The 21432-nt window shown below is 63.3% G+C and carries 21 protein-coding genes, 1 tRNA gene and 2 riboswitches; of the genes, 12 read left to right on the top strand and 10 right to left on the bottom strand.

What is annotated here, in order from left to right:
• Positions 1-142 precede the first annotated feature (142 nt).
• The 8 genes from ACWA1U_RS07290 (at position 143) to ACWA1U_RS07325 (ending at position 7232) form a co-directional block, all read left to right on the top strand.
• Complete coding sequence (locus ACWA1U_RS07290; RefSeq protein WP_463724665.1) at positions 143-868, top strand: metal-dependent transcriptional regulator; 726 nt, start codon at positions 143-145, stop codon at positions 866-868.
• 119 nt (positions 869-987) lie between these two features.
• Positions 988-1150: riboswitch (cyclic di-AMP (ydaO/yuaA leader) on the top strand.
• A gap of 4 nt (positions 1151-1154) precedes the next feature.
• On the top strand, positions 1155-2375 hold the full coding sequence (locus ACWA1U_RS07295; protein WP_463724666.1) for a M23 family metallopeptidase: 1221 nt from the start codon (positions 1155-1157) through the stop codon (positions 2373-2375).
• A 157-nt stretch (positions 2376-2532) separates the two neighbouring features.
• Positions 2533-2687, top strand: a riboswitch (cyclic di-AMP (ydaO/yuaA leader).
• A 5-nt stretch (positions 2688-2692) separates the two neighbouring features.
• Positions 2693-3499, top strand: a complete 807-nt coding sequence (locus ACWA1U_RS07300; protein WP_463724667.1) for an NlpC/P60 family protein — start codon at positions 2693-2695, stop codon at positions 3497-3499.
• 27 nt (positions 3500-3526) lie between these two features.
• Complete coding sequence (locus tag ACWA1U_RS07305; RefSeq protein WP_463724668.1) at positions 3527-4348, top strand: NlpC/P60 family protein; 822 nt, start codon at positions 3527-3529, stop codon at positions 4346-4348.
• 227 nt (positions 4349-4575) lie between these two features.
• Positions 4576-5076 carry an HNH endonuclease gene (locus ACWA1U_RS07310; RefSeq protein WP_463724669.1) on the top strand — a complete coding sequence of 167 codons (501 nt, stop codon included), beginning with the start codon at positions 4576-4578 and terminating at the stop codon, positions 5074-5076.
• Positions 5073-5684, top strand: a complete 612-nt coding sequence (mobA, locus tag ACWA1U_RS07315) for a molybdenum cofactor guanylyltransferase (RefSeq protein WP_463724670.1) — start codon at positions 5073-5075, stop codon at positions 5682-5684. Before ACWA1U_RS07310 ends, mobA begins: the two co-directional genes overlap by 4 nt.
• Positions 5685-5697: 13 nt before the next feature.
• Positions 5698-5982 (top strand): DUF6457 domain-containing protein, encoded by a 285-nt coding sequence (locus ACWA1U_RS07320; RefSeq protein ID WP_463724671.1) that lies wholly within the window; start codon positions 5698-5700, stop codon positions 5980-5982.
• On the top strand, positions 5979-7232 hold the full coding sequence (locus ACWA1U_RS07325) for a molybdopterin molybdotransferase MoeA (RefSeq protein WP_463724672.1): 1254 nt from the start codon (positions 5979-5981) through the stop codon (positions 7230-7232). Before ACWA1U_RS07320 ends, ACWA1U_RS07325 begins: the two co-directional genes overlap by 4 nt.
• A 28-nt stretch (positions 7233-7260) precedes the next feature.
• On the opposite strand, the gene ACWA1U_RS07330 is transcribed toward ACWA1U_RS07325, so the two are convergent.
• The gene (locus ACWA1U_RS07330; protein ID WP_463724673.1) at positions 7261-9597 is read right to left on the bottom strand and encodes an FdhF/YdeP family oxidoreductase; all 2337 of its coding nucleotides are present in this window, start codon (positions 9595-9597) and stop codon (positions 7261-7263) included.
• Positions 9598-9764: 167 nt separating this feature from the next.
• Between ACWA1U_RS07330 and fdhD the strand changes: the two genes are divergently transcribed.
• The 3 genes from fdhD to ACWA1U_RS07345 are packed head-to-tail and all read left to right on the top strand — an operon-like array spanning position 9765 to position 13661.
• Positions 9765-10604: a formate dehydrogenase accessory sulfurtransferase FdhD gene (gene fdhD, locus ACWA1U_RS07335; protein WP_463724674.1), complete on the top strand. Its 840-nt coding sequence runs from the start codon at positions 9765-9767 to the stop codon at positions 10602-10604.
• Between the two features lie 29 nt (positions 10605-10633).
• On the top strand, positions 10634-11719 hold the full coding sequence (locus tag ACWA1U_RS07340; RefSeq protein ID WP_463724675.1) for an LLM class flavin-dependent oxidoreductase: 1086 nt from the start codon (positions 10634-10636) through the stop codon (positions 11717-11719).
• Between the two features lie 28 nt (positions 11720-11747).
• Complete coding sequence (locus tag ACWA1U_RS07345; protein ID WP_463724676.1) at positions 11748-13661, top strand: ABC transporter ATP-binding protein; 1914 nt, start codon at positions 11748-11750, stop codon at positions 13659-13661.
• On the opposite strand, the gene yczE is transcribed toward ACWA1U_RS07345, so the two are convergent.
• Entirely contained in the window at positions 13642-14268 is a 627-nt protein-coding gene (yczE, locus tag ACWA1U_RS07350) for a membrane protein YczE (RefSeq protein ID WP_463724677.1), read from the bottom strand. The two genes, ACWA1U_RS07345 and yczE, sit on opposite strands and share 20 nt — an antisense overlap.
• A gap of 61 nt (positions 14269-14329) precedes the next feature.
• Here yczE and yczR point away from each other — a divergent pair, with 61 nt between their 5' ends.
• Positions 14330-15748: a MocR-like transcription factor YczR gene (gene yczR, locus ACWA1U_RS07355; protein ID WP_463724678.1), complete on the top strand. Its 1419-nt coding sequence runs from the start codon at positions 14330-14332 to the stop codon at positions 15746-15748.
• On the opposite strand, the gene ACWA1U_RS07360 is transcribed toward yczR, so the two are convergent.
• The 8 genes from ACWA1U_RS07360 to ACWA1U_RS07395 form a co-directional block, all read right to left on the bottom strand.
• Positions 15745-16182: a DUF6314 family protein gene (locus ACWA1U_RS07360; protein ID WP_463724679.1), complete on the bottom strand. Its 438-nt coding sequence runs from the start codon at positions 16180-16182 to the stop codon at positions 15745-15747. The two genes, yczR and ACWA1U_RS07360, sit on opposite strands and share 4 nt — an antisense overlap.
• Positions 16183-16191: 9 nt before the next feature.
• On the bottom strand, positions 16192-16617 hold the full coding sequence (locus tag ACWA1U_RS07365) for a hypothetical protein (protein ID WP_463724680.1): 426 nt from the start codon (positions 16615-16617) through the stop codon (positions 16192-16194).
• A 598-nt stretch (positions 16618-17215) separates the two neighbouring features.
• Positions 17216-17845: a hypothetical protein gene (locus tag ACWA1U_RS07370; RefSeq protein ID WP_463724681.1), complete on the bottom strand. Its 630-nt coding sequence runs from the start codon at positions 17843-17845 to the stop codon at positions 17216-17218.
• 20 nt (positions 17846-17865) lie between these two features.
• Positions 17866-18249, bottom strand: coding sequence for a hypothetical protein (locus ACWA1U_RS07375; RefSeq protein ID WP_463724682.1), 384 nt, complete (start codon positions 18247-18249; stop codon positions 17866-17868).
• The gene (locus ACWA1U_RS07380) at positions 18249-19709 is read right to left on the bottom strand and encodes a PGAP1-like alpha/beta domain-containing protein (protein ID WP_463724683.1); all 1461 of its coding nucleotides are present in this window, start codon (positions 19707-19709) and stop codon (positions 18249-18251) included. The genes ACWA1U_RS07375 and ACWA1U_RS07380 overlap by 1 nt, the downstream gene beginning before the upstream one ends.
• On the bottom strand, positions 19706-20491 hold the full coding sequence (locus ACWA1U_RS07385) for a hypothetical protein (RefSeq protein WP_463724684.1): 786 nt from the start codon (positions 20489-20491) through the stop codon (positions 19706-19708). The genes ACWA1U_RS07380 and ACWA1U_RS07385 overlap by 4 nt, the downstream gene beginning before the upstream one ends.
• Positions 20492-20550: 59 nt before the next feature.
• Positions 20551-20624: transfer RNA gene (locus ACWA1U_RS07390), tRNA-Arg, on the bottom strand.
• A 39-nt stretch (positions 20625-20663) separates the two neighbouring features.
• On the bottom strand, positions 20664-21284 hold the full coding sequence (locus tag ACWA1U_RS07395; RefSeq protein ID WP_463724685.1) for a hypothetical protein: 621 nt from the start codon (positions 21282-21284) through the stop codon (positions 20664-20666).
• Positions 21285-21432: the final 148 nt, after the last annotated feature.

Below are 21432 nucleotides of genomic sequence, written 5' to 3' on the forward strand. Positions count from 1 at the left end.
GCCCGGAACAATCGGAACAAGGACCGGCGGATAGGTTAACCTTGTGTGGCGGTAGGGATGACGACGGCGAACCAGCGAGCGGGAACCCCCAAGCCGTGCAATCGACGCTAAACCCGCACCAGGGCCTAGGAGCTGAACCCGCATGACGGACCTCATCGACACAACCGAGATGTATTTGCGGACCATTCTGGAACTGGAAGAGGAAAACATCGTCGCGCTGCGGGCTCGCATCGCAGAGCGCCTGCGGCACTCGGGACCAACTGTCTCCCAGACAATCGGCCGGATGGAACGCGACGGCCTTGTCATTGTCACCGGAGACCGACACTTGGAACTGACTGAACTCGGGCGGCGCAAGGCCACTGAAGTGATGCGCAAGCACCGGCTGGCTGAGCGATTGCTCTCCGATGTCATTGGCCTTGACTGGGCGTACGTGCACGATGAAGCGTGCCGCTGGGAGCACGTCATGAGTGAGCGCGTGGAGCGCCGGCTCTATGAGTTGCTTGGACAGCCGAAGGAGTCCCCATACGGCAACCCGATTCCCGGCTTGGAGGCAATTGGCGGGGAGCCCTCTGAACAGCCCATGCCAGGCGTCCTCAGCCTGACGCAGGCGATGGCCACCTACAGTGCGGGCTCGGCGGTCACGCTCAAGCGCCTTGCCGAGCCGATTCAGGTGGACCCCGAATTGCTGATGCAACTCGATGAAGGCGGCTTGCGCCCCGGGGCTTCGTTAAGCCTGGAAGTGGTTGGCGACTACGTGTCTGTGCGTGTGCCGGGCGTGCAGGGAGCGCTTGAATTGCCACCGGAGGTAGCCTCGCATGTCTTCGTATCCGTTCAAGAGGCGCCTGTCACTTCTTCCGGCCTCCGCTGAATAGGCGCAGGTTATCCACAGTTTGGTAACGGAATGATCACTTCTGCGTTGCCTGCTCTATAGTGGAAAACTGACGCTGATACTTCGGCGTTACCCAATCCGCTTGCCTAGCCCTGTCTGCGGATTGCGTGCTGAGACTTATTGACAGGGGCGGAGGACCCACCAGTGGTCACCTGATTTGGTGGCCTTGGGGTGAAGCTCAAAAGGATGTATCTGGCTGAGCCGAGTTTTCTCATACTCGAATCCGACAGCTAACTTCGCAGGCAGCAAATGAGAAAGGGTTTCCTTGTCTAACACCGCTACTGGGCGCCGCCGTGCCAGTGCCCCGGTTGCTGAAGTGCGGCCACGCGACGCCCACCGGCGTGAACGCGCGGCACGGGTAGCTGCCGACCAGGCAACGTCTCTGGCCTCCACTGCTGTATCTTCCGCCGCGATGCCAGCCACCTCCGCCGAGCGCCGCCGTGCCCTCGCCGAACGCGCCGTCACGCTCGCTGCGTTGGAACCCGGGGTCGAGAATGCGCTGGAACTCTTCGCAGCAACTCCCACCGGGCAGGCCTCCATCGAGCCCGTTCAGGCGTCCCTCCCCAGGCCTGCGGCCACCATCGCCCGGCCACCTGCACCCGTTGTCCCGCCACGAAACGCTATGCCCGCTGCTAAGTCCAGCGCCGCTGCGTCCTTCATTGATGCCCCTGAGGTCATAGTGCAGGCCACGGACTGCACGGTCGTTGTCCCACTGAGCCGCCGCGCCGCCCGCAACGGCTACACCGCTCCCGCCACCGGAATGTTGCCAAGGGACGCGCAGCGCCGTGAGCGCCGCCGTCGTGCCGTTACTGCGCGTCGCGATATCTCCTTCACTGGGTTGAGCCAGAAGGTGGCCATAGCTGCTGCGGCGTCGGGCATGGTCCTGACAGTGGCAATCCCAACTACAGCAGCGGTTGGACCAACCGACCTGCAGCAGGCCTCCCAATCCGAGCCAGTTGCCGAAGCGCCGATCCAGGCCGCAATGAGCGCCGAGGTTACCTTTGACCGCGCTGCCCTGCACGGCAGGTTCGACCCTGACGCAAAGCTCGCGGAGATCGTGGCTGCATCCGGAAGCAAGATCGTCGCGGCCGAGTCGAGGGGATCATTGGAGCCTCCCCTGGACAACGTGGTGATGACTTCACCCTTCGGAAACCGCATCAGCCCCATCACGGGCGCCGGCGAGCTCCACACCGGCCAGGACATGAGCGAGGCCTGCGGGACGTCCGTGAAGGCCGCTGCCGCGGGCACTGTGACGTTCGCTGGCTGGCATGGCTACGGCGGAGGCAACAGGGTAGTCGTTGAGCACGGTAACGGCTTGGAAACCACCTACAACCACCTCTCCGCAATGGACGTGACCGTGGGCCAGGCTGTCGGACGGGGCGAGGTCATTGCCCGGGTTGGCAGCACGGGCGCGTCGACCGGATGCCACCTCCACTTCGAGGTCATGATTGAGGGCCAAAACGTCGACCCGCTGGGCTGGCTGTAGCCACCGCACACCGTGTCCGGTTACGTTTCGTAACCTCAGACACACCGTTCCGTGATCGGAATGTGACATACCGACCGATCTGATGTACCGTTCAACTCGTGCCAAATCGTAGGGGGTTTGGCACTCTCGAGCAGATCGCCTAGCTCTGCCACTGCCCGAGGTCCGTTCGCAACAATCGCATGGCAGAGGCGGGGGAACCAATTGTGGGCTTCGCAAGAAGTCCTTGGGGTTAAGTCGCTGGATCATAATCCGCGGCCGGGTGACTCCCATCCGAATCCGACAGCTCACCTCGCAGGCGTAGGGAGAGGCAACTCAACGTGTCAAATAGCTCTGCGCTCGGACGCCATCGTGCGGTTCCGGCTCACACAAGCTCGCTCGCAGCAATTTCGAAGGCGGTTTCCTCGAACGCCGGATCAGTCGGACGGCAGGCAGCGGTCATCGTCGCAGCTTCCGGACTGGTCCTCACCGCCGGACTCCCGGCTCACGGTGCAGGTGAAGCACAGCGCTCCGCTCAGGCCGTGAAGACCCTGAGCACCGTCGAATCCACAATCGTCACCGCATCTGCTGATGCAACCGTGACCTTCGAGCGCGCAGCCGTTGCAGCCGTGGCAGCTCCGGTCGTCGAAGCGCCTCCTGAAGCGGCGCCGGTTGTCGCAGTTCAGGCCGAGGCTATCGAGGTAGCACCCGTTGCAGAACTCCAGGCCGCACCGGTTGCCGTTGAGGCAGCACCTGCAGTCGAGGTTGAGGCAGCACCCGCAGTCGAGGCCGAAGCAGCCCCCATCGAAGCTCCGGAGCCAGTCGAAGCACCTTCCGCCAGCGGAATCGGCGCAGCGCTCGTTGGATCGGCATACTCGCAGATCGGCGTTGCACAGGATTGCACCGCGATGGTCGAGAACGCTCTCCGCTCGATCGGCAAGTCGGTCGGCGACATCGCTCCGAGCGACTTCTTCGCTTTCGGATCGGTCGTTTCCAGTCCCGCTCCCGGTGACCTTGTTGTCTCGGGCGGCCACGTTGCCATCTACGTCGGCAACGGCCAGGTCATCAGCGGTGGCTTGAACGGCATGAACACCGGCCTGCACAGCCTGTCCGACCTCTCCGGCTACAGCTTCGTCCGCGTTAGCTAAGACCCGCAAGACCTGGAGCCACAGAATATGACCACGAACACCCGTGCCATCGCACGCCACCGCGCCGAAGTTCAGCGGTCGGCCCACTTCTCATCAATCGCCAGGGCTGTCAGCGACAACGCAGGCGGAGTAGGTCGCCAGGCGGTCGTAATCGCCGCAGCGTCCGGTCTGGTGCTGACCACCGGCGTCGCAGCTAACGCCGTCGAGCTTTCGGCAGAGCGCACCGCCGTAACCACCGCGTTGGAAGTTCAGGCGGTAACAGCGCCTATCCAGGCTTCCGTTGACGCTGAGGTGTCCTTCAACAAGACACCCGTGAAGGCTGTTGCGGCACCAATCGTCGCCACTCCCGCGGTGCAGCTGCAGGCTGACGAGATCGAGACATCGCCAGCCGTTGAGGCGGCGCCTGCCGTAACTGCTGAGCCTGCAGTATTTGAAGCCGCTCCAGTGGTGGAGGCTGAAGCAGAGGTTGTTGTAGCAGCAGCCGCTGAGCCTGCGCCTGTTGCTCCTGTAGTTTCTTCCGGAGTTGCTGCAACCATCGCCGCTGCTGCCCAGGCGCAGCTCGGAGTCACCCAGGATTGCACCCGCCTCGCGAGCAACGCCCTCGCAGCAGCTGGCATCAACTTCCACGGCTGGCCTGCTGGCTACCTCTCCCTCGGACGCACGGTCAGTGCAGCCGAAGCCATCCCCGGCGACCTTATCTACTACGCAGACGGCGGCATGGGCGCAGCCCACATCGCTGTGTACATCGGCGGCGGCCAGGCAGTGCACGGCGGCTTCAACGGTAACCAGACCGTTGTTGCTCCATCCCAGCTGGGATCCGGACCGGTGTTCATCCGCGTAGGCGGCTAGTACAGCGCATTCCCCTACACGTAGACAGAACCCCCAGCCAGTTTGGCTGGGGGTTCTGCTGTTCCTCGTCAAGCGGAAATTTTTCGTGGAGACGGGAACGGCGATTGACGGAACCTCGCAAAGACGGCTTACCCTTGCAGTGTCAATCCGAAGTACCTCCGCTGTAACTTCAGGGCACACCCGGTTCTCCGGGCACCTCCAGCGGAGGACGGCAAAGAGGAATGTGCATGCGCACTCTCGTTCTGAATGCTGGATATGAACCACTGGCGGTGGTCACCTTCCGCCGGGCGCTCGTGCTTGTGCTCACGGGTAAGGCCAGTGTGGTCGCCGAAGGGGATGATCCGGTGATCGGCCCGAATGAAGTGCTCTCCCGGCCATCGGTAATTCTGCTGAACCGGTACGTGAAGATCCCCTACCGGCACAGCCTGGTAGCCACCCGGCGCGGGGTCCTTCGGCGCGACAACCACCTCTGCGCGTACTGCGGCAAGTCCGCGTCGACCATCGACCACGTGATGCCCCGATCGCGCGGCGGGGTTGATAGCTGGGAGAACCTTGTTGCGTGTTGCCTTCGCTGCAATAACGCGAAGGGAGACAAGACATTAGTTTCGCTCGGTTGGTCATTGCGTGTAGTCCCGAGGCCACCGCGCGGCACCTCCTGGCAGATCCGTGAGCTTGAAAAGCCCTCCCCCCAGTGGAGCGAGTTCCTTTCCACTGACAACGCCGCGTGAGCGATCGTTCCTTCCGCGCTTCCGCTAGCGTAACCTTCGACGCCGTTGTGCTCAGTGGAGGCAGATCCTCGCGCCTCAACGGCGTCCCGAAATCATCACTGCGGGTGGGCGGATTGACCCTGCTGGCCCGCACCTGCGACGCTGCTGTATGGGCGCAGCGCACCGTCGTTGTCGGTCCTTCGACTGCTGATACCCCCGCGAGGGTGGAGTTCATCCGGGAAGACCCACCCTTTGGCGGACCGGCCGCTGCGGTGAGTGCCGCCGTCGCGCATCTGCGGACGCATCACGCGCCGTGGGTGCTCGTCCTGGCCTGCGATATGCCGCAGATTGCGCAGGCAATTCCTGTGCTGCTGGAAGGAGCTGCCGGCACGGGTAGTTCCGTTCTGGCCTACGACGGCGGCCGTGAGCAGCCGCTGGCAGCCCTGTATCGCTGGCCGGACCTTGCTTCACAGGCGACTCCGGACGCAGCACGGAATCTCTCCATGCGCCAGCTGCTTGCTAGTGTGCAATGGAGTGCAGTCGAGGTCCCGCCGGGCTCAACCCACGATGTAGACACGTGGGCCGACGCCCAGAACCTGGGGGTCGAGGAGCCTGACGCGGGCGCATAGCGAAAGGTTCACCATGGACGATCGAGATCTCCTGCTGCGGCAGTGGAGTGAGCAACTCATCGAGCTGTTTGAGCTTACCGGTACGGAGGTCGACGTCGACGCGGTCCTCGCGCTGGCCGGGAAGGCCGCCCATTCGGTGGTGCGTCCTGCTGCGCCGCTGACCACTTTCATTGCGGGTTATGCCGCTGGCATGGCGGTCGGTTTCGGGCAGGCGGACAGTGCTGTCGCGCAGCGGTCAGCCATACTGGCGGCCAACGCGGCCTGCGACGCCGCAGGCCAGGACGGTGACCGCCCGTGACGGTTCCTGCACGCAACATCCCGTGGGACGCCGCCGTCCGCGTGGCTTTCGAGTGCGCGACGCCAGCGCCCGCCCAGACAGTACAGCTCGCCGACGCGCTGGGACAGACGCTCGCTGAGCCCGTGGTGGCGCTGCAGCCCATTCCGCATTACGCGTCCTCCGCGATGGACGGGTGGGCGGTCAACGGGGAACCGCCGTGGACTTTGGTCACGGCCGCTCCGCTGGAGGACAGCTCGTGGCAGCGGGCGCAAGCACACAGGAAATCCGGGTGCGCCGAGTTGCAGGCCAGTGAAGCAGTTTTCATCCTGACCGGTGGTGTGGTCCCGCCCGGAGCGACGGGCGTGCTGCGAACGGAGCACGGCGCAATTGCCGACGGCAGGCTGACGCGTAATGACCGCGCGCGTCCCAACGAACCCGCTATGAATGAGCACATCCGGCCTGCAGGGGAGGAAGCCCCTGCAGGCACTGAAGCGATCCTTGCGGGTTCGGTGCTGAACCCCGCGCAGATCGCGTTGGCCGCCGTGTGCGGTTATGACAACCTTCCGGTTCTTCGCGCACCGCGCGTTTCGCTCCTGCTAACGGGCGATGAGGTGATCGAGGCTGGCCTTCCGGAGCCAGGGCAGGTACGGGACACGTTCGGCCCCCAGCTTCCCGGCCTCGTAACCATGCTTGGCGGGCACGTGGACACGGTGGCCCGCGTTCGAGACGACCTGGACGACGTCGTTGCCGCAATCAGTGCCGAGGCGATGGACGAGCTGTCGCTGGCGCGGGCTTCCGGGGACGTGCTCATCAGCACGGGCGGCACCGGAGCGTCCGACGCCGACCACATCCGCAGGGCGCTGACTGTTCTTGGCGCCGAATTCATCATCGACGGTATAGCGATGCGGCCCGGGCACCCGACGCTCCTGGCGAGAATGCAGGACGGACGGTTTTTCGTGGGGCTGCCCGGAAATCCCCTCGCGGCTATGATGGCCCTGTTCACCGTGGGCGGTCCGCTGCTTGCGGGCCTCCGTGGGGCGCCCTTCCCTGAGCCCGGCTGGGCGCTGGTGGGGGAGGACTTTGAACCTCTCGAAGGGCGCACACGGCTGGTTCCCTATCGGAATGAGGGTGGACGGGCGATGCCGACCGTCCACCACCGCTCGGGAATGTTGCGGGGATTGGCTGAGGCACACGGTGTGCTCGTGGTGCCGGTCGAAGGCTGCCAGCTGGACGAGAAGATTCCCGCCCTACCGCTGCCCTGGTTGAGGTAGCTACACGGCCGCGGGCAGGTCCGCCTGGTTATTTCTCCCCGCCGGAGCCTTCGGCCGGGCCATTGCCCGCTGGCTCGAGGCGGACGATGACACCCTTCGAGACAGGCGTATTGCTGCCCTTGACGGTGTCATCGAGCGGGACCAGGACATTACCTTCGGGGTAGTAGACCGCGGCGCAGCCCTGGGCAGTGGGGTAGGAGACCACCCGGAAGCTGCGCAGGACCCGGTCTTTGCCGTCAACGTACTCACCATGTACGTCCACCAGGTCTCCGTCCTTGAAGCCCAGCGCGGTGAGGTCTTCAGGGCTGACGAAGATCACGTGACGGCCCTTCCGGATGCCCCGGTAGCGATCGTTGTAGCCGTAGATGGTGGTGTTGAACTGGTCGTGTGAACGCATGGTCTGCAGGATCAGCCTGCCGGGCGGGCAGTCAATCAGGTCCAGCGCATTGACTGTCAGTTGCGCCTTGCCCGTAGGAGTCTTGAACGTTCGCGAATCCCTCGGCCCGTTGGCGAGGAGAAAGCCGTCCTTCTCCCGGATGCGGCGATTGTAATCCTCGCAGCCGGGCACCACATGGGCGATGTGGTCGCGGATGCGGTCGTAGTCGTCCTCGAATCCCTGCCAGTCAGCGGCGATGCGGTCGTCGAGAGTGGCGCGTGCTATCCGACTGACGATCGCAACCTCAGACAGTAGGCCGGGGGCGACCGGGTCAACGCGGCCCTCGGAGGAATGGACTGCGCTGACGGTGTCCTCGACCGAAACGAACTGCGGCCCCGTTGCCTGGAGGTCAATCTCCGTGCGGCCGAGCGTGGGAAGGATGAGCGAGTCTGTCTGTGCACCGACGACGGTATGGGAGCGGTTGAGTTTGGTCGAGATCTGAACGTTCATTTCAAGGTTCTGCATCGCCGCTTCAGTGGCCGCGGTGTCAGACATGGCGGCAACGAAGTTTCCGCCCAGGGCGAGGAAGAATTTGATGTCGCCGTCCCGCATTCCCCTCACGGCGGCCACCGAATCGACGCCGTGTTCGCGCGGAGGTTCGAAACGGAATTCCTTTCCAAGTGCATCCAGGAAGGAATCGGGCATCTGCTCCCAGATTCCCATCGTGCGGTCGCCCTGCACATTGGAATGGCCGCGGATGGGCGACGCACCTGCGCCTGGTTTGCCGATGTTCCCGCGCAGCAGGAGCAGGTTGATCATCTCCTTGATGGTGCCGACGCCGTTCTTCTGCTGGGTGACACCCATGGCCCAGGTGATGATTGTCCTCTTGGACTTGATGTACCTGTCCGCGAGCTCGTCGATATCCTCCGAGCGAAGGCCGGTGGCCTCCAGGACCGTCAGTTCATCCAGGTGCGTGAGATGTTCGCGCAGTTCGTCCAGACCCTCGCAGTGCTGGGCGATGAACTCGTGGTCCAGCACCGTTCCGGGGTGCCTGTCTTCGGCTTCGAGCACGCGCTTGGACAAGGCCTGCAACAGCGCCATATCTCCGCCGGCGCGAATCTGTAGGAACTGATCGGCGAGGTCGGTACCGCGGCCCACCACGCCCTTGGGCTTCTGTGGGTTCTTGAACCGACGGAGTCCTGCCTCAGGCAACGGGTTGACGGCGACGATCTGTCCGCCGTTTTCCTTCTGCTTCTCCATTGCGCTCAGCATGCGTGGATGGTTGGTGCCTGGATTCTGGCCGATGACAATCATCAGCTCGGAGCTCAGGTAGTCGTTGTAGGCGACCGTGGCCTTCCCGATGCCGATGGTCTGGCCCATCGCGACGCCGGAGGATTCGTGGCACATGTTGGAGCAGTCGGGCAGGTTGTTTGTTCCGAGCCCGCGGATGAACAGCTGGTAGATGAATGCTGCTTCATTTGAGGCGCGGCCGCTGGTGTAGAACGCAGCTTCGTGAGGGGATGCCAGGCTCTTGAGTTTTTCGGAGACGATACTGATCGCGCTGTCCCAGCTGATGGGCCGGTAGCGGTCATCGCCTGCCGCCTTATAGACGGGTTCCGTCAGCCTCCCCTGCATGCCCAACCAGTACTCGGACCGGTCGCGCAGCTCAGAGATGGAATGTTCAGCCCAGAACTCGGACGACACCGTGACGGGGGTTGCCTCCCACGTCACCGCCTTCGCGCCGTTCTCGCAGTACTCGAAGGTGCTGCGGTGGTCGGAAGGATCGGGCCACGCACAGCTCATGCAGTCGAAGCCCTGCTTCTGGTTCATGTTGAGGAGCGTCTTAGCACTCCGCCCAATCCCCATGTGCTTCAGCGCAGGCTGCATGGAATGGTAGACGCCGGGCAGCCCGGCCGCCCAGTCCTTGGGCTTCCCGACGTCGACGTTGTTCTCATCGGCTTCGTCCACTGCCGGATCATGGCGCGTCATGTGCGTTCCCTTTTCCTTACGTTGCTGCGGTGCGCTGATGCTGTCTTATCCGCTGTCCCGTCCATTGTCCACCAAGCCCACCGGCCGTGGGAGGCTGATGGCCCACCCAGTGCCGGTGAACTACGCTCGAAGCTGCAGGCACCAAACACTGAAACGGGAGCAACAAAATGGCTCGTGTGACCCACCGGCGGCGGATTGTACGTTTCCGGCTGGACGGTGCGCCGAGCCGGCGCGAGGACCGGCTCGCGGGTGAGGAGCCCCTCGAGATCCGGCTTGGCAGCAAGGCGTTCACCGTAACCATGCGCACTCCCGGCGATGATTTCGACCTGGTGGCCGGATTCCTCGTCTCCGAGGGTGTGGTCAGCGATCCGGGCGAGTTGGTCAGCCTGCGGTATTGCGCCGGCGTAGACGAGCAGGGCCAGCAGACCTTCAACGTGGTCGAGGCGCAACTGCGCCCTGATGTTGCCTTGCCGGATACGGGAATGGAGCGCCACGTCTATACCTCGAGTTCCTGTGGCATCTGCGGCACGGCGTCAATTGATGCGGTCCGGAAGTCCGCGCACTTCGACGTGCACGACGACGACGGCACGGTGGACCTCGCGGTCCTTGCCTCCCTGCCTGCAAGGTTGAGGGAGGGCCAGAAGCTCTTCGACCACACCGGCGGGGTCCACGCCGCCGGCCTGTTCTCCCGGGATGGTGAACTGCTGTGCCTCCGGGAAGACGTCGGCCGCCATAACGCCGTCGACAAGGTGGTCGGTTGGGCGCTGCGGGTCGACATGCTCCCGCTCCGCGGCACCATCCTCCAGGTCTCAGGGCGGGCGTCGTTCGAACTCGTCCAGAAAGCCCACCTCGCCGGGGTGCCGATGCTTGCGGCGGTGAGCGCGCCGTCGTCATTGGCTGCCGACCTTGCGGAAGAGGCGGGAATCACGCTCGTTGGGTTCAGCCGCGGGCAGAGCCTGAACTGCTACGCGCATGCCCAGCGCATAACCTCAGATCCCCCGGAATAGGGGCCCTGACACCGGGGTTGCAGAGGAGTATGGAACTCGGCATCTTCAGCTTCGGCGACATTCATCAGAACCCGGTCACCGGTGAGCGGGTAACGCCTGAACAGCGGATGGCTGATCTCCTCGAACGTGCCCGGCTCGCCGATCAGGTGGGGCTGCACTACTTCGGAATCGGCGAGCATCACCGGCCTGATTATGCGGTGTCTTCCGTGGTCCCCGTTCTGTCTGCTGCTGCCGCGCAGACCAAGAACATCCACGTCGGCTCAGCTGTGACCGTCCTGAGCACCGAGGACCCTGTGCGCGTGTACCAGCAGTTCGCCACCCTGGACCTGCTGTCCGGCGGTCGAGCGGAACTGACGGCTGGCCGTGGGTCCTTCATCGAGTCCTACCCGCTCTTCGGAGCGGCCCTGGAAGACTACGACGCCCTGTACGCGGAGAAGATCGAGTTGCTTCTGCAACTTGATGCGGAGGAACGCGTAACCTGGTCCGGGCGGTTCCGCGCGCCGCTGCAGGATGCGCTTGTCCTTCCCCGGCCCACCCGTGACCATCTGGACATCTGGATCGCGACGGGAGGGACGCCGTCGTCATCTGTTCGCGCGGCACGCCTTGGGAAGCCCGTGATCTTCGCGCTGCTCGGCGGGGCAGTCGACAATTTCTCGCAGCACGCCGCCCTCTACCGGGATGAGTTCGACAGCTCAACAGGCGGTGTTCCGCGGGTTGGGCTCAGCGGGGTGGGGCTTGTCCTGCGGAAGGGTGCGCAGGAGGCGCTGCGCCCTTACTGGCTGGACACCATGACGCGGATCTCCGCTGAACGCGGTTTTCCGAAGCCGAGCGGCGTCACCTACAACATGCAGTCAGCACGGACCGGATCACTGTATGTCGGTACGCCGGAGGAAGTGGCTGAGAAGATCCTGCTCACGCATGAGGCCATGAATCATGACAGGCACATCCTGCAACTCGACTTCTCCTCGGTTCCGCAGAAACTGGTGCTGGAGTCCATTGAGCTGCTGGGAACAGAGGTGCTTCCCCTGGTCAACGCGGCCCTCGGATCCTCGTCAACACCTTCCGGCACCCAGTCAGCCGGTCTGCGGACAGAAAGTGTCCGGGGCAGGTCCTAAGCTTGAAACTCACTAGCGGGAGGCGTCCATGAGTATGGAAGGCGCGGCCTGGAGTTCCCTCTACCGGATCTCCTCGGCCAAGAACGGCAACAACAAATTCTCCAGGGAGACGCTCAAGCGGATCCTTTCCTTCGCCGTGCCCTACCGGGTGAAGCTGATCCTGTTCATCGCCCTGTCGGTGTTGTCCGCTTTCCTGGCCGTGGCTACACCGGTGCTCGCCGGGCAGGTCGTGAACGCGATCATCGCTGAGTCCCCGGTGCAGACCATCGTGTGGCTCGCCGTCGTCATCGCGCTGGTTGCGGTAGCTGACACTGGAGTTGGCCTGGCAACCCGCTGGTACTCATCGCGCATCGGCGAGGGCGTGATCCTGGACCTGCGCACAGCGGTGTTCGACCATGTGCAGAAGATGCCCATTGCCTTCTTCACCCGAACGCGAACAGGCGCCCTGGTCAGCCGCCTGAACAATGACGTCATCGGCGCGCAGCAGGCCTTCAGCGGCACCCTGTCCGGTGTGGTCAGCAACCTCGTGGCGTTGATTCTCACACTGATCGTCATGTTGAGCACGTCGGTCCTGGTGACCGTGCTCGCGATCATCATGCTTCCCATCTTCCTGCTCCCGGCCCGCCGCATGGGCAGTCGGCTGGCGTCACTGCGCCGGGAAGCCGCGGACTACAACTCGACCATGAGCACCCAGATGACCGAGCGGTTCTCGGCTCCTGGAGCCACCCTCGTCAAGCTCTTCGGCCGTCCCGATGAGGAGTCAGAGGAGTTCCGTGCCCGAGCCGCCCGCGTCCGTGACATCGGCGTCAGGACTGCCATGCTGCAGTTCGTCTTCTTCTCGGCGCTGATGCTGGTCTCAGCACTGGCGCTCGCACTGGTCTACGGGCTGGGCGGAACGCTTGCGCTCAACGGTGCCCTGGACACGGGTGAAGTGGTCACCCTTGCCCTCCTCCTCACCCGGCTCTACGCACCGCTTACCTCCCTCGCCAACGCCCGGGTGGAAATCATGAGCGCGCTGGTGAGCTTCGAGCGGGTGTTCGAGGTGCTCGACCTGGACCCGCTGATCAAGGAAAAGCCTGACGCCGGCACCGTCCCTGCCGGGCCCGCAACCGTCGAGTTCGACGACGTCCGGTTCGCCTACCCTTCGGCCGACAAGGTGTCGCTGGCCTCCCTCGAGGAAGTTTCAACACTGGACACCCGCGGCGGGGAGGAAGTGCTGCACGGCATCAGCTTCCGGGTAGAACCTGGCCAGACCGTAGCGCTGGTGGGAACCTCCGGCGCAGGCAAGTCCACCATCGCCCAGCTCCTTGCGAGGCTGTACGACGTCGATTCCGGCGCCGTCCGCATCGGCGGCAAGGACGTCCGGGACGTGACGTTCGAATCCCTCCGCCACACCCTCGGCATGGTTACACAGGACGGCCACCTCTTCCACGAAACCATCGGCTCGAATCTTCGGCTGGCACGCCCGGAGGCCACGGAGGAGGAAGTGTGGGACGCCGTCCGGCGAGCCCGCCTTGAATCACTCGTCAAAGCATTGCCGGATCAGCTGGACACCATGGTGGGGGAGCGCGGATACCGGCTCTCTGGCGGCGAACGCCAGCGCATGACCATAGCGCGCCTTCTACTGGCCCAACCGCGGGTCGTTATTCTCGATGAGGCGACGGCAGCCCTCGATTCGACGTCGGAAGCCGCAGTACAGGCGGCACTTACGGAAGCCCTTGAGGGACGGACGGCCCTGGTGATTGCCCACCGGCTCTCGACCATCCGCAGTGCCGACCTGATCCTGGTGATTGAAGACGGGCGCATCGCGGAGCGCGGGACGCACGAGGAGTTGTTGGAGCGGCAGGGCCGCTACGCCGAGCTGCATTCCACCCAGTTCGCCGTACAGAAAGCCGTGGCGGCCGAGGAGCAGCCGGAAGCACTTACGGCGTCGGGGAGCTGACTTCCGGACGTTTCCCGGGGTGCTCAGGGACGAGCAGCAGGGGCAGTGCGATGTTGACCAGCGGTCCAACCAGCAGCGCGAAGGCCACGGTACCCACACCGACCGTTCCGCCGAGAACCCAGCCGATGGCGAGCACGGTTATTTCGACGCCCGTGCGGACCTTCCAGATTGCCCAACCCCACCGCCGGTTCATGCCGGTCATCAGCCCGTCCCGTGGTCCCGGGCCCATCCGTGCGCCGATATAAAGCCCTGTCGCCACTGCAAGGAGCACCAGGCCGCCGGTAAACAGGAGGATCTGGAGCCAAAGCTCGCTCTGCTGCGGGATGACGGCAAGTCCCACCTCCGCGCTGGGCCCGACGAGGAGGACGTTGAGCACGGTTCCTATGCCGGGTTTTTGACGGATCGGGATCCAGAGAAGCAGGACGGCAAGGCCAATCAGGTTGGTGGTCAGTCCGAAGGGTATGCCGCTCTGGAGCGATACACCCTGGCCGAGGACGTCCCAGGGTGAGACACCAATGCCCGCGCGGATCATCATGCCGATGGCAAAGCCGTAGAAGAAGAGGCCAGAGAGAAGCTGTACAACGCGGCGCGTCAAAAGGTGGGGCATGGTCTAAGTGAACCCGTGAATTGGCCTTACATCAAGAGGCCAATTTAGATAAACTGGACTGATGCAATCTCTCTCTGCCCGCCGACTGGATTCGCTGCTGTCTGATTGGCGTGGAACAGCGCCGGTCTACAGCACCCTCGCGGACCGCATCCGTCTCCTGATGCTGGACGGGCGAATACCGGTCGGGTCTCGTCTGCCTGCGGAGCGCGAACTATCCCAGCAACTCGGCGTCAGCCGGACTACGGTCTCGGCCACCTTTGCCCGCCTCCGCGAAGCGGGCTATCTGGCAAGCACGAGGGGGTCAGGCAGTGTCGCCGTGCTACCCGCTGGGGAGCCCCTGCCGGGGGATCACGGCCACCCGGACCTCCTCGACTTCAGCAAGGCCACCCTGCCGGCCGCACCGCAACTGGCTGAGGCTGCGCTGCGAGCGGCCGAGGCGCTCCCGTCCTACCTCGGCAGCTCGGGCTACGACCCCGTGGGGCTGCCTCAATTGCGCCAGGCGATTGCGGACCGTTATTCGGAGCGTGAACTGCCCACCTCCGCAGACCAGATTATGGTGACAGTTGGCGCCCAGCACGCCATCGCCCTGCTTGCACGGGTGCTCCTGGACCGCAGCGACACCGCCGTCGTTGAGTCACCCAGCTACCCGCACGCCTACGAAGCGCTTGGCGCCGTGGCCCGGCGTTTGGTGCCGGTGAGCGTGAGTGCCAGGACCGGCTGGGATGAAGACCAGCTTGAGCAAGCTTTTGCACGGACCCATCCGGCGCTCGCCTATGTGATGCCGGATTTCCATAACCCGACGGGCCGCACGATGGATGCTGACCAACGCGCGCGGTTGCTTCAACTGGCTGCCAGGCACGGGACGGTGGTAGTGGCCGACGAGACAATGGCTGAGTTGGCTATCGACGACGACGACGGCGCCCGTCCGCTTCCGCTGGCGGCTTACGGCCCTGCAGTGCTCATCGGTTCACTGGGAAAGACAGTGTGGGGAGGATTGCGGATCGGCTGGATCCGCGCCGAACCGGACCTGGTTCACAGGCTGGTGCGGGCGCGCTTCGCGAATGACCTCGGGACACCGATCCTTGAGCAGCTCATCGCTGCAGACCTGATGGGGAATTACGGGTCCATTCTTGCGGACCGTGGGCGCCAGCTAAGGGAAGGGCGGGACCGGGTGGCCTCACTGCTGTCCGGGCGGTTGCCCGAGTGGGACGTTCCGCACGTGTCGGGTGGGCTTGCGCTGTGGGTGGGGCTTGGCCAGCCGGTCAGCTCCCAACTGACACTCGCTGCCCGCAGCAGGGGGCTGTTGATGGCTGCCGGACCACGTTTTGGCCTGGACGGGGCATTCGAGCGTTTCCTGCGCATTCCGTTCAGCTACCATGCGGAGCAGACCGAGCGGGCGGTTGAAATTCTTGCGGAATGCTGGAGTGCTTTGCCGGCGGGACAGTCTTCGGAGCTGGGCTATTTGGCCGAAGTGGTTTAGGGCTGCCGGCGGGTGAGCCGGGTGATGAGGAGCAGGTTCTTGTGTGGTCCGGTAACCCGCCACGAGTAGGTCCACTCAGCAATGCCTTCAATGCTGAAAGAGCCCCGGTAGAGGTCGGGTGAGCACATGTGCTCCGGTGAGTCAGTGCCGTTTCGCAGGTCCAGGGAGTGGAAGACGCGCCCGTCTTCGAAGTGCACGTCCATTGTGTCGTTCGTACCGGGACGCCAAATGAGGGTGCGGGAGGCTGTGGTCGGCGCGTGGTCTGCCCAGGTTAGGGTGCCGTTCTCATGATGGATCAGGGCGCCGTCGTCGTTCTCGGTGAAGGTTGCGGTTCCGGTGAAGGTGCCCGTCGAGCCGGACACGAGGTCTTCAAGCGTTCGCTTGACGGCCCAGGTGCCAAGGAGGAAGTCGCGGAGGGTGGGGGTGGGGTGCATTGGTTACGCTCACTCGAGTCCGTAGTACTCGCGGATGTCGTTCATAAACCGCAGGTCGGGATCGAGGTCTCCTGGACTGACGTAGGTTGAACGATCTAGCGAATACACAAGGAAGCTCAGGTCGGTTGATTCGTCTCCGGTCTCGGCAGCGAACACTTCCAAACTATCTTCAAGGATGCGTAGCAGCTCTGAGCGGTTATTAGTGTCGGTGCTGACAACGATTCGGGTCGTACTACTCATCCCGGCGTGGTTCGAGTAATCGACAGATTGGCTTTCCACCCCGTCCACGGCGGCAATTGCAGCAGCCCATTTCTCCTCCCTGGATTCTCCGGAACACCCGGATAGGAGCACTGCAGCGCAGAGCACCACTGCTAGAAACACACGCGTTTTCGGAATTTCCTTCTCCTCATGGTCCGCTTCTTTTTCACTGGACATTTCACTGGGTTCGTTATTTTCTTCGGCTTGGCACAGAGTAGGCAGATCCAGTCGAGTCCGTCGTACTCGCGGATGTCTTTGACTCCGCGCAGCCCAGGTGCCAGATTACCCGGCGCGGGGTAGACGGACCGGTCCTTCGAATACACAAGGTAGTTCAGTCCCGTGGCATCGCCTCGTTCAGTACTGTCCTCAAGTTCCGAAGTAGTCATGGAGGTCGCTCAGCAACAGGAGGTCCGGTGCGAGATCGCTGGGACTAACGCGGGTCGAACCATCTTGCGAATACACGGTGTAATACAAAGCGCTGGACTCTCCAGCTGTTTCGACGCTGAGGGCCTTCAAAGTCTCTTTCAGTATGCGGAGGAGTTGAGCGTGGTCGTTTGTCGAGGTTTGAACCTAGATCGTCGTCGTTCTGGCCATCCCGGAGTTATTCCTGTAGGTGACGGTTTGGCTTTCCACCCCGTCCACGGCGGCGATCGCAGCAGCCCGTTTCTCCTCCCTGGATTCTCCGGAACACCCGGATAAGAGCACTGCAGCGCAGAGCAGCACTGCTAGAAACACCCGCGTTTTCGGGATTCGGTGTTCTTCAGTCTCATCGCATTCATTCTTTCCACTCGTCAGGGGTGGGCGCAATCGTGTAGATGATCACCGACTTGGGATCATCAATCTTGCTGCGTACCTCAATCTGAACCGAGATGCCTAGCTTGTATGCAGGATCAGGATGCCCCTTGATGTCCCTCTTCCCTATCTGGTCCCGCTCGCGGTCTGTCCATGTAGGATCCACTCCGAGAAGGGGTGTCAGCTCATCCACTCGATCCAGCATCTGCTCAGGAGTGTCAAACGTCTCGAATGCCGTGATAATCCCGAAGCGATCCTGCTCGGAGTCATCCCCGAACCGCAAAATGTCGGACCTGAGCTTGAGCTCTCCATTAGGAGCAACCAGGGTGAGATCCACCAGACCCTCGCGATCATCCAGCTGGAAGTCCAGAGGAACCTGGTCGTCGGTCAGCCCTACTGACTCCTTGGTGAGAGAGCTATCGCTGAGGTCAAAGCGCGCCATCTTGGTGCCCTCGATCTGAGCTAGTCCCGCTTCTGTCAGTTGGGTCTCCGCACCAGGCTCCAGCGGGGTGGTGTCGCTGCCATTCCCTGAGCCACACGAGGTGAGCGCCAGAAGCAATGCCAACGCGATGGTGGTGTACTTCTTACGCAAGGTTCCTCCTGTATGAGTCATGGATCAAAGGTCCTGCACCATCAGTCCAGTCCGTAGTGCTCGCGCATGTCACTCATAGAGAAGCCTGCGAGCTCCTCGAGGTCTTCGGGTGTCAGGCTCAGCGACCTGTCCTGGGAGTAGACCTGAAATCCAAGCGCGGTTTCCTCGTACGGGTCAGCACTTTCGATGAAGGCGCGGAGGCTTCCGTCGAGGATTGCGATCAGTTCGTCGCGGTCATTTGTGCCAGCCGTTACATCAATGAAGGTGGAGTCGCCCATCCCGGCGTGGTTGTTATATTCGACGGTCACGCTTTGGACCCCGTCCACAGCGGAAATTGCATCTTCATACTTCTGTGCCGGTGAAGCTCCGCAGGCTGTAAGTACGAGGCAAGCACACAGGACGAGGGATGCGAGTGCCTTCTGCATTAGTGCCTTCTTCCGATCGGGACCACGAACGACTCTACGTGGCCAAGATCGTCGGTCAGGAAGCGTTGCATAGAGGCGCCGCTCGCGTACTGCTCGGACGTGCTGCCGACTATCTCCTCGGCCCTGCTGATGGAAGCCGCATAATTGCCGAAGTCGTGGTTCTGCGGCACGTCGAGGGGGTGAGCACCTGGCGGATTCATCAACACAACACGCGCTTCGTCCGACGCCGGAGTCTTCCCTGCAACATCCAATCCGCCGAGATCCAATCTGGGGACCACATCCGTGACGTGCTGGAAAGAGATTACATCCACATCCGAGGGCATAGCCGAGGTGTCTATCGGTGAACCGAATGTCATCACGTTCGTCACGTTGAAGGAGCTCGAGAACTCCGGATCGACCGTGAGCGCGGCGGCCGTCATTCCACCTTGTGAATGCCCCGACAGCATCACAGGGTCACCCGGGTTGATACCGGCCTGTTGCATCGCAAGGACAACGGATTCTGACGACGTCGATAATTGGCCGGAAGCGGTTACCAAGTTGCCGGTAAGGTCGGTAGCCGATCCGGATGTGAGAGGGTTCCAGCTCTGCGTGCCTGGAATGTCGACGATATAGGCGGGTCCCTCCTGTCCTGCAACTTTCGTGATTCGCACCGACCCGTCAGCACTCAAGCTGTTCCCCTCGTCCGAATATGCCTGCACGGTGTTTCGGGCAATCGCCTCGAGATCTTGAGGCAGAAAGCTCTCCAGGTGCCCAGACGGGCCCACCCCCGCACCATCCATTGACACCCCCACCGGGATCGGCTCACCAGCCCAGGGTTGGCCGTCGTCGAGCAGGTTGACCTCCCACTGGCCGAGCGTTGCCAGCGTGAGCAGGGTGTCGACGGTTCGTCCATCAACGAGTAGATCCGAGGCCATCAACTCCATGAGCGCAGGATCGTTCCCGATCGCCCACTGGCCGAGCAGACCCAGTTGATGACTGGAGGCGTCGTGCAGATCACGGAATGAGTCGGTGATGTTCTCGTAGCCCAGGTCCACCCTCACGCCGAGCCAGTCGATGCCGCCGTCAATCGCGTCGTCAACCCAGTCCGCGCCGCCCGCGATCCAGTCCAGACCTTCGGCAAGCCAGCCGTCGTCGTCCGTGTTTCCCACGGTGTCGACCGGTTCGCACTTTTCTGGTTGCGGCCACCCGCCTTCCGATGCGCTCGTCCCCTCTTGGGAGGTTGCGTTGTCCGCTGCGACGAGGGCTGCGCGGCGGAGATCGTCGGCGATGCGCACGAGCGTCGGCCGATGGCGGCTGCTCCAGTCTCCGCGGAAGCGCTCGGCGTCCCCACCGTTCCAGGGGATGGCAGAGACCAGCCCGCCAACCTGCATCCCGAGCAGGTCGAGGGTGCCCGCAGCCGATTCGAGCGATCCGGCGAAGGACCGGACCTGTTCGGGATCCATCCCGAGGGTGATGCTCATGGGGTTGCTGCGGAACTGGCCGCAAACTCGTATGCACCCGTCAGCGCGAAGATCACCTCACGGGCAACATGCCCCGCGTGGCGCGGTGCGAGGGTGAGCGTGCCGTCCGCAATACCCACTGAATAGAGCCCGGACCCGCGGACGGACCACCTCGCAGCCCATACCTGCCGGCCCGCGCCGGCGCGCGTGGTCATCGTGGCGCTCACGCAGGCTTCTTCGGGCACCACGGCGTCACCGGACTTCGGATCAAGCCGGACGACGTTCTCCGCAAGTACCGAACGGGCATGCGCGGCGTCGGCACGCAGCTCCGGCAACGGTGGCAGCGTCCGGGCAATCGCGCCCCACACGGATGCGACGTCGAAGAGGGCAACCTCGATCGCCGGTTCGTGTTCAAGGGTCCGGAAGCCGTCGTCGTGCGTCGCTTCGACCTTGCGTCGGGTGTAGACGCACACGCCGCGTTCGCCGTCGATGCTCACGTCACTGCGGCCAGCGACGCCGTTATAGCGCGCGTTGAACTTCAGGAGCGTCACCGGGTTCAACACGATCTGCAAGGCGTCCAGCCACGTTGGGGTGAGCGCTGGCCCGTCCGCAACGCCTGCGGTGCGCAGCTCGGCCCAGGCTGCATCGAGAGCTTCGGGTGGCACGCCTGCAAGGGTGGGGAGCGTTCGCCCGGTTGGCCCATCAGCGAGTTGCTTGCCGGCGGCGTCGAGTGCGAGTGCCCAGGCAGTGGGGGAAAGGCGAACAAGGTGCGACGGCGCCGCGACAGTTGAAAAAGTCCCCATGGAACTCAACCTACCGGCGCGGCGGCGAGGACACGATGGGGAGGTCTGTCCATCAAAAGTGCCCCTGGCCGGAATCGAACCGACGACCTTCCCTTTAGGAGAGGGACGCTCTATCCTACTGAGCTACAGAGGCGGGGTGCCGCGCAGCACTTCAGACTGAATCGCAGCGGTTCTAGCTTACATTCTTCGAAGCAGGCGTCCGCACCCGCTGCGGCAGCAGCACGGCGAGCAGGCCCGCCGCGCAACTCAGCGCGAACAGCACCCAGCGCAGGACCGTCAGCGTGGACGCGAGGGCGACCGCACCGCCGTCGGGCGCTGAAGATGCCAGCAGCGAATCGATGGCAACGTTTTCCCACAGGTCGACGACGACGAACAGCAGGACGGGCGCCCACAGAGCCCAGCGAAGCCCGCGGCGGGCGACGTTGAGCTGGACCAGAAGCAGCCACGCGAGCCCGAAGATCAGCGGGAAGAGAGTTCCGGCAGTCTTGTGCACGTAGCTCAGCTGTCCGAGGGAATCCGCATCCATTGCGGACTGGAGGCCACCAATGTACCCGGCGTCGTACCCGCCGAAAAGCATGTCCGGCATCTGGAGGCCGCCGGAGAGCTGGGTCATTTGTGCGAGCGTCAGCAGGTGGAAGTACCAGAACAGGAACAGAGCCGCCGCAACCGCGGGGATCAGGATGACGCTGGCGTTGGACTTCTGGCTGCCACTTTGCTGTGTATTTTGCTGCGGTGCCAACCCCGCAGCAGCCGGTCCGTGCTTGCGCGCGATCTGTGCCTTTGTTTTACCCATAACGCAATTTACCCACACACAACGCTGGATAGTTACCTTGCAGCAGCACTTCCTGAAAATCTAGCACGAATCAGGTCTCGTTTTGATCACAATGCCGCGCCAACCCAGTCTGTGATTGCAATCACTCCCCGGTTTGGGTTGTCTTTAA

This window comes from Arthrobacter sp. TRD_SC_6 (assembly GCF_055361185.1).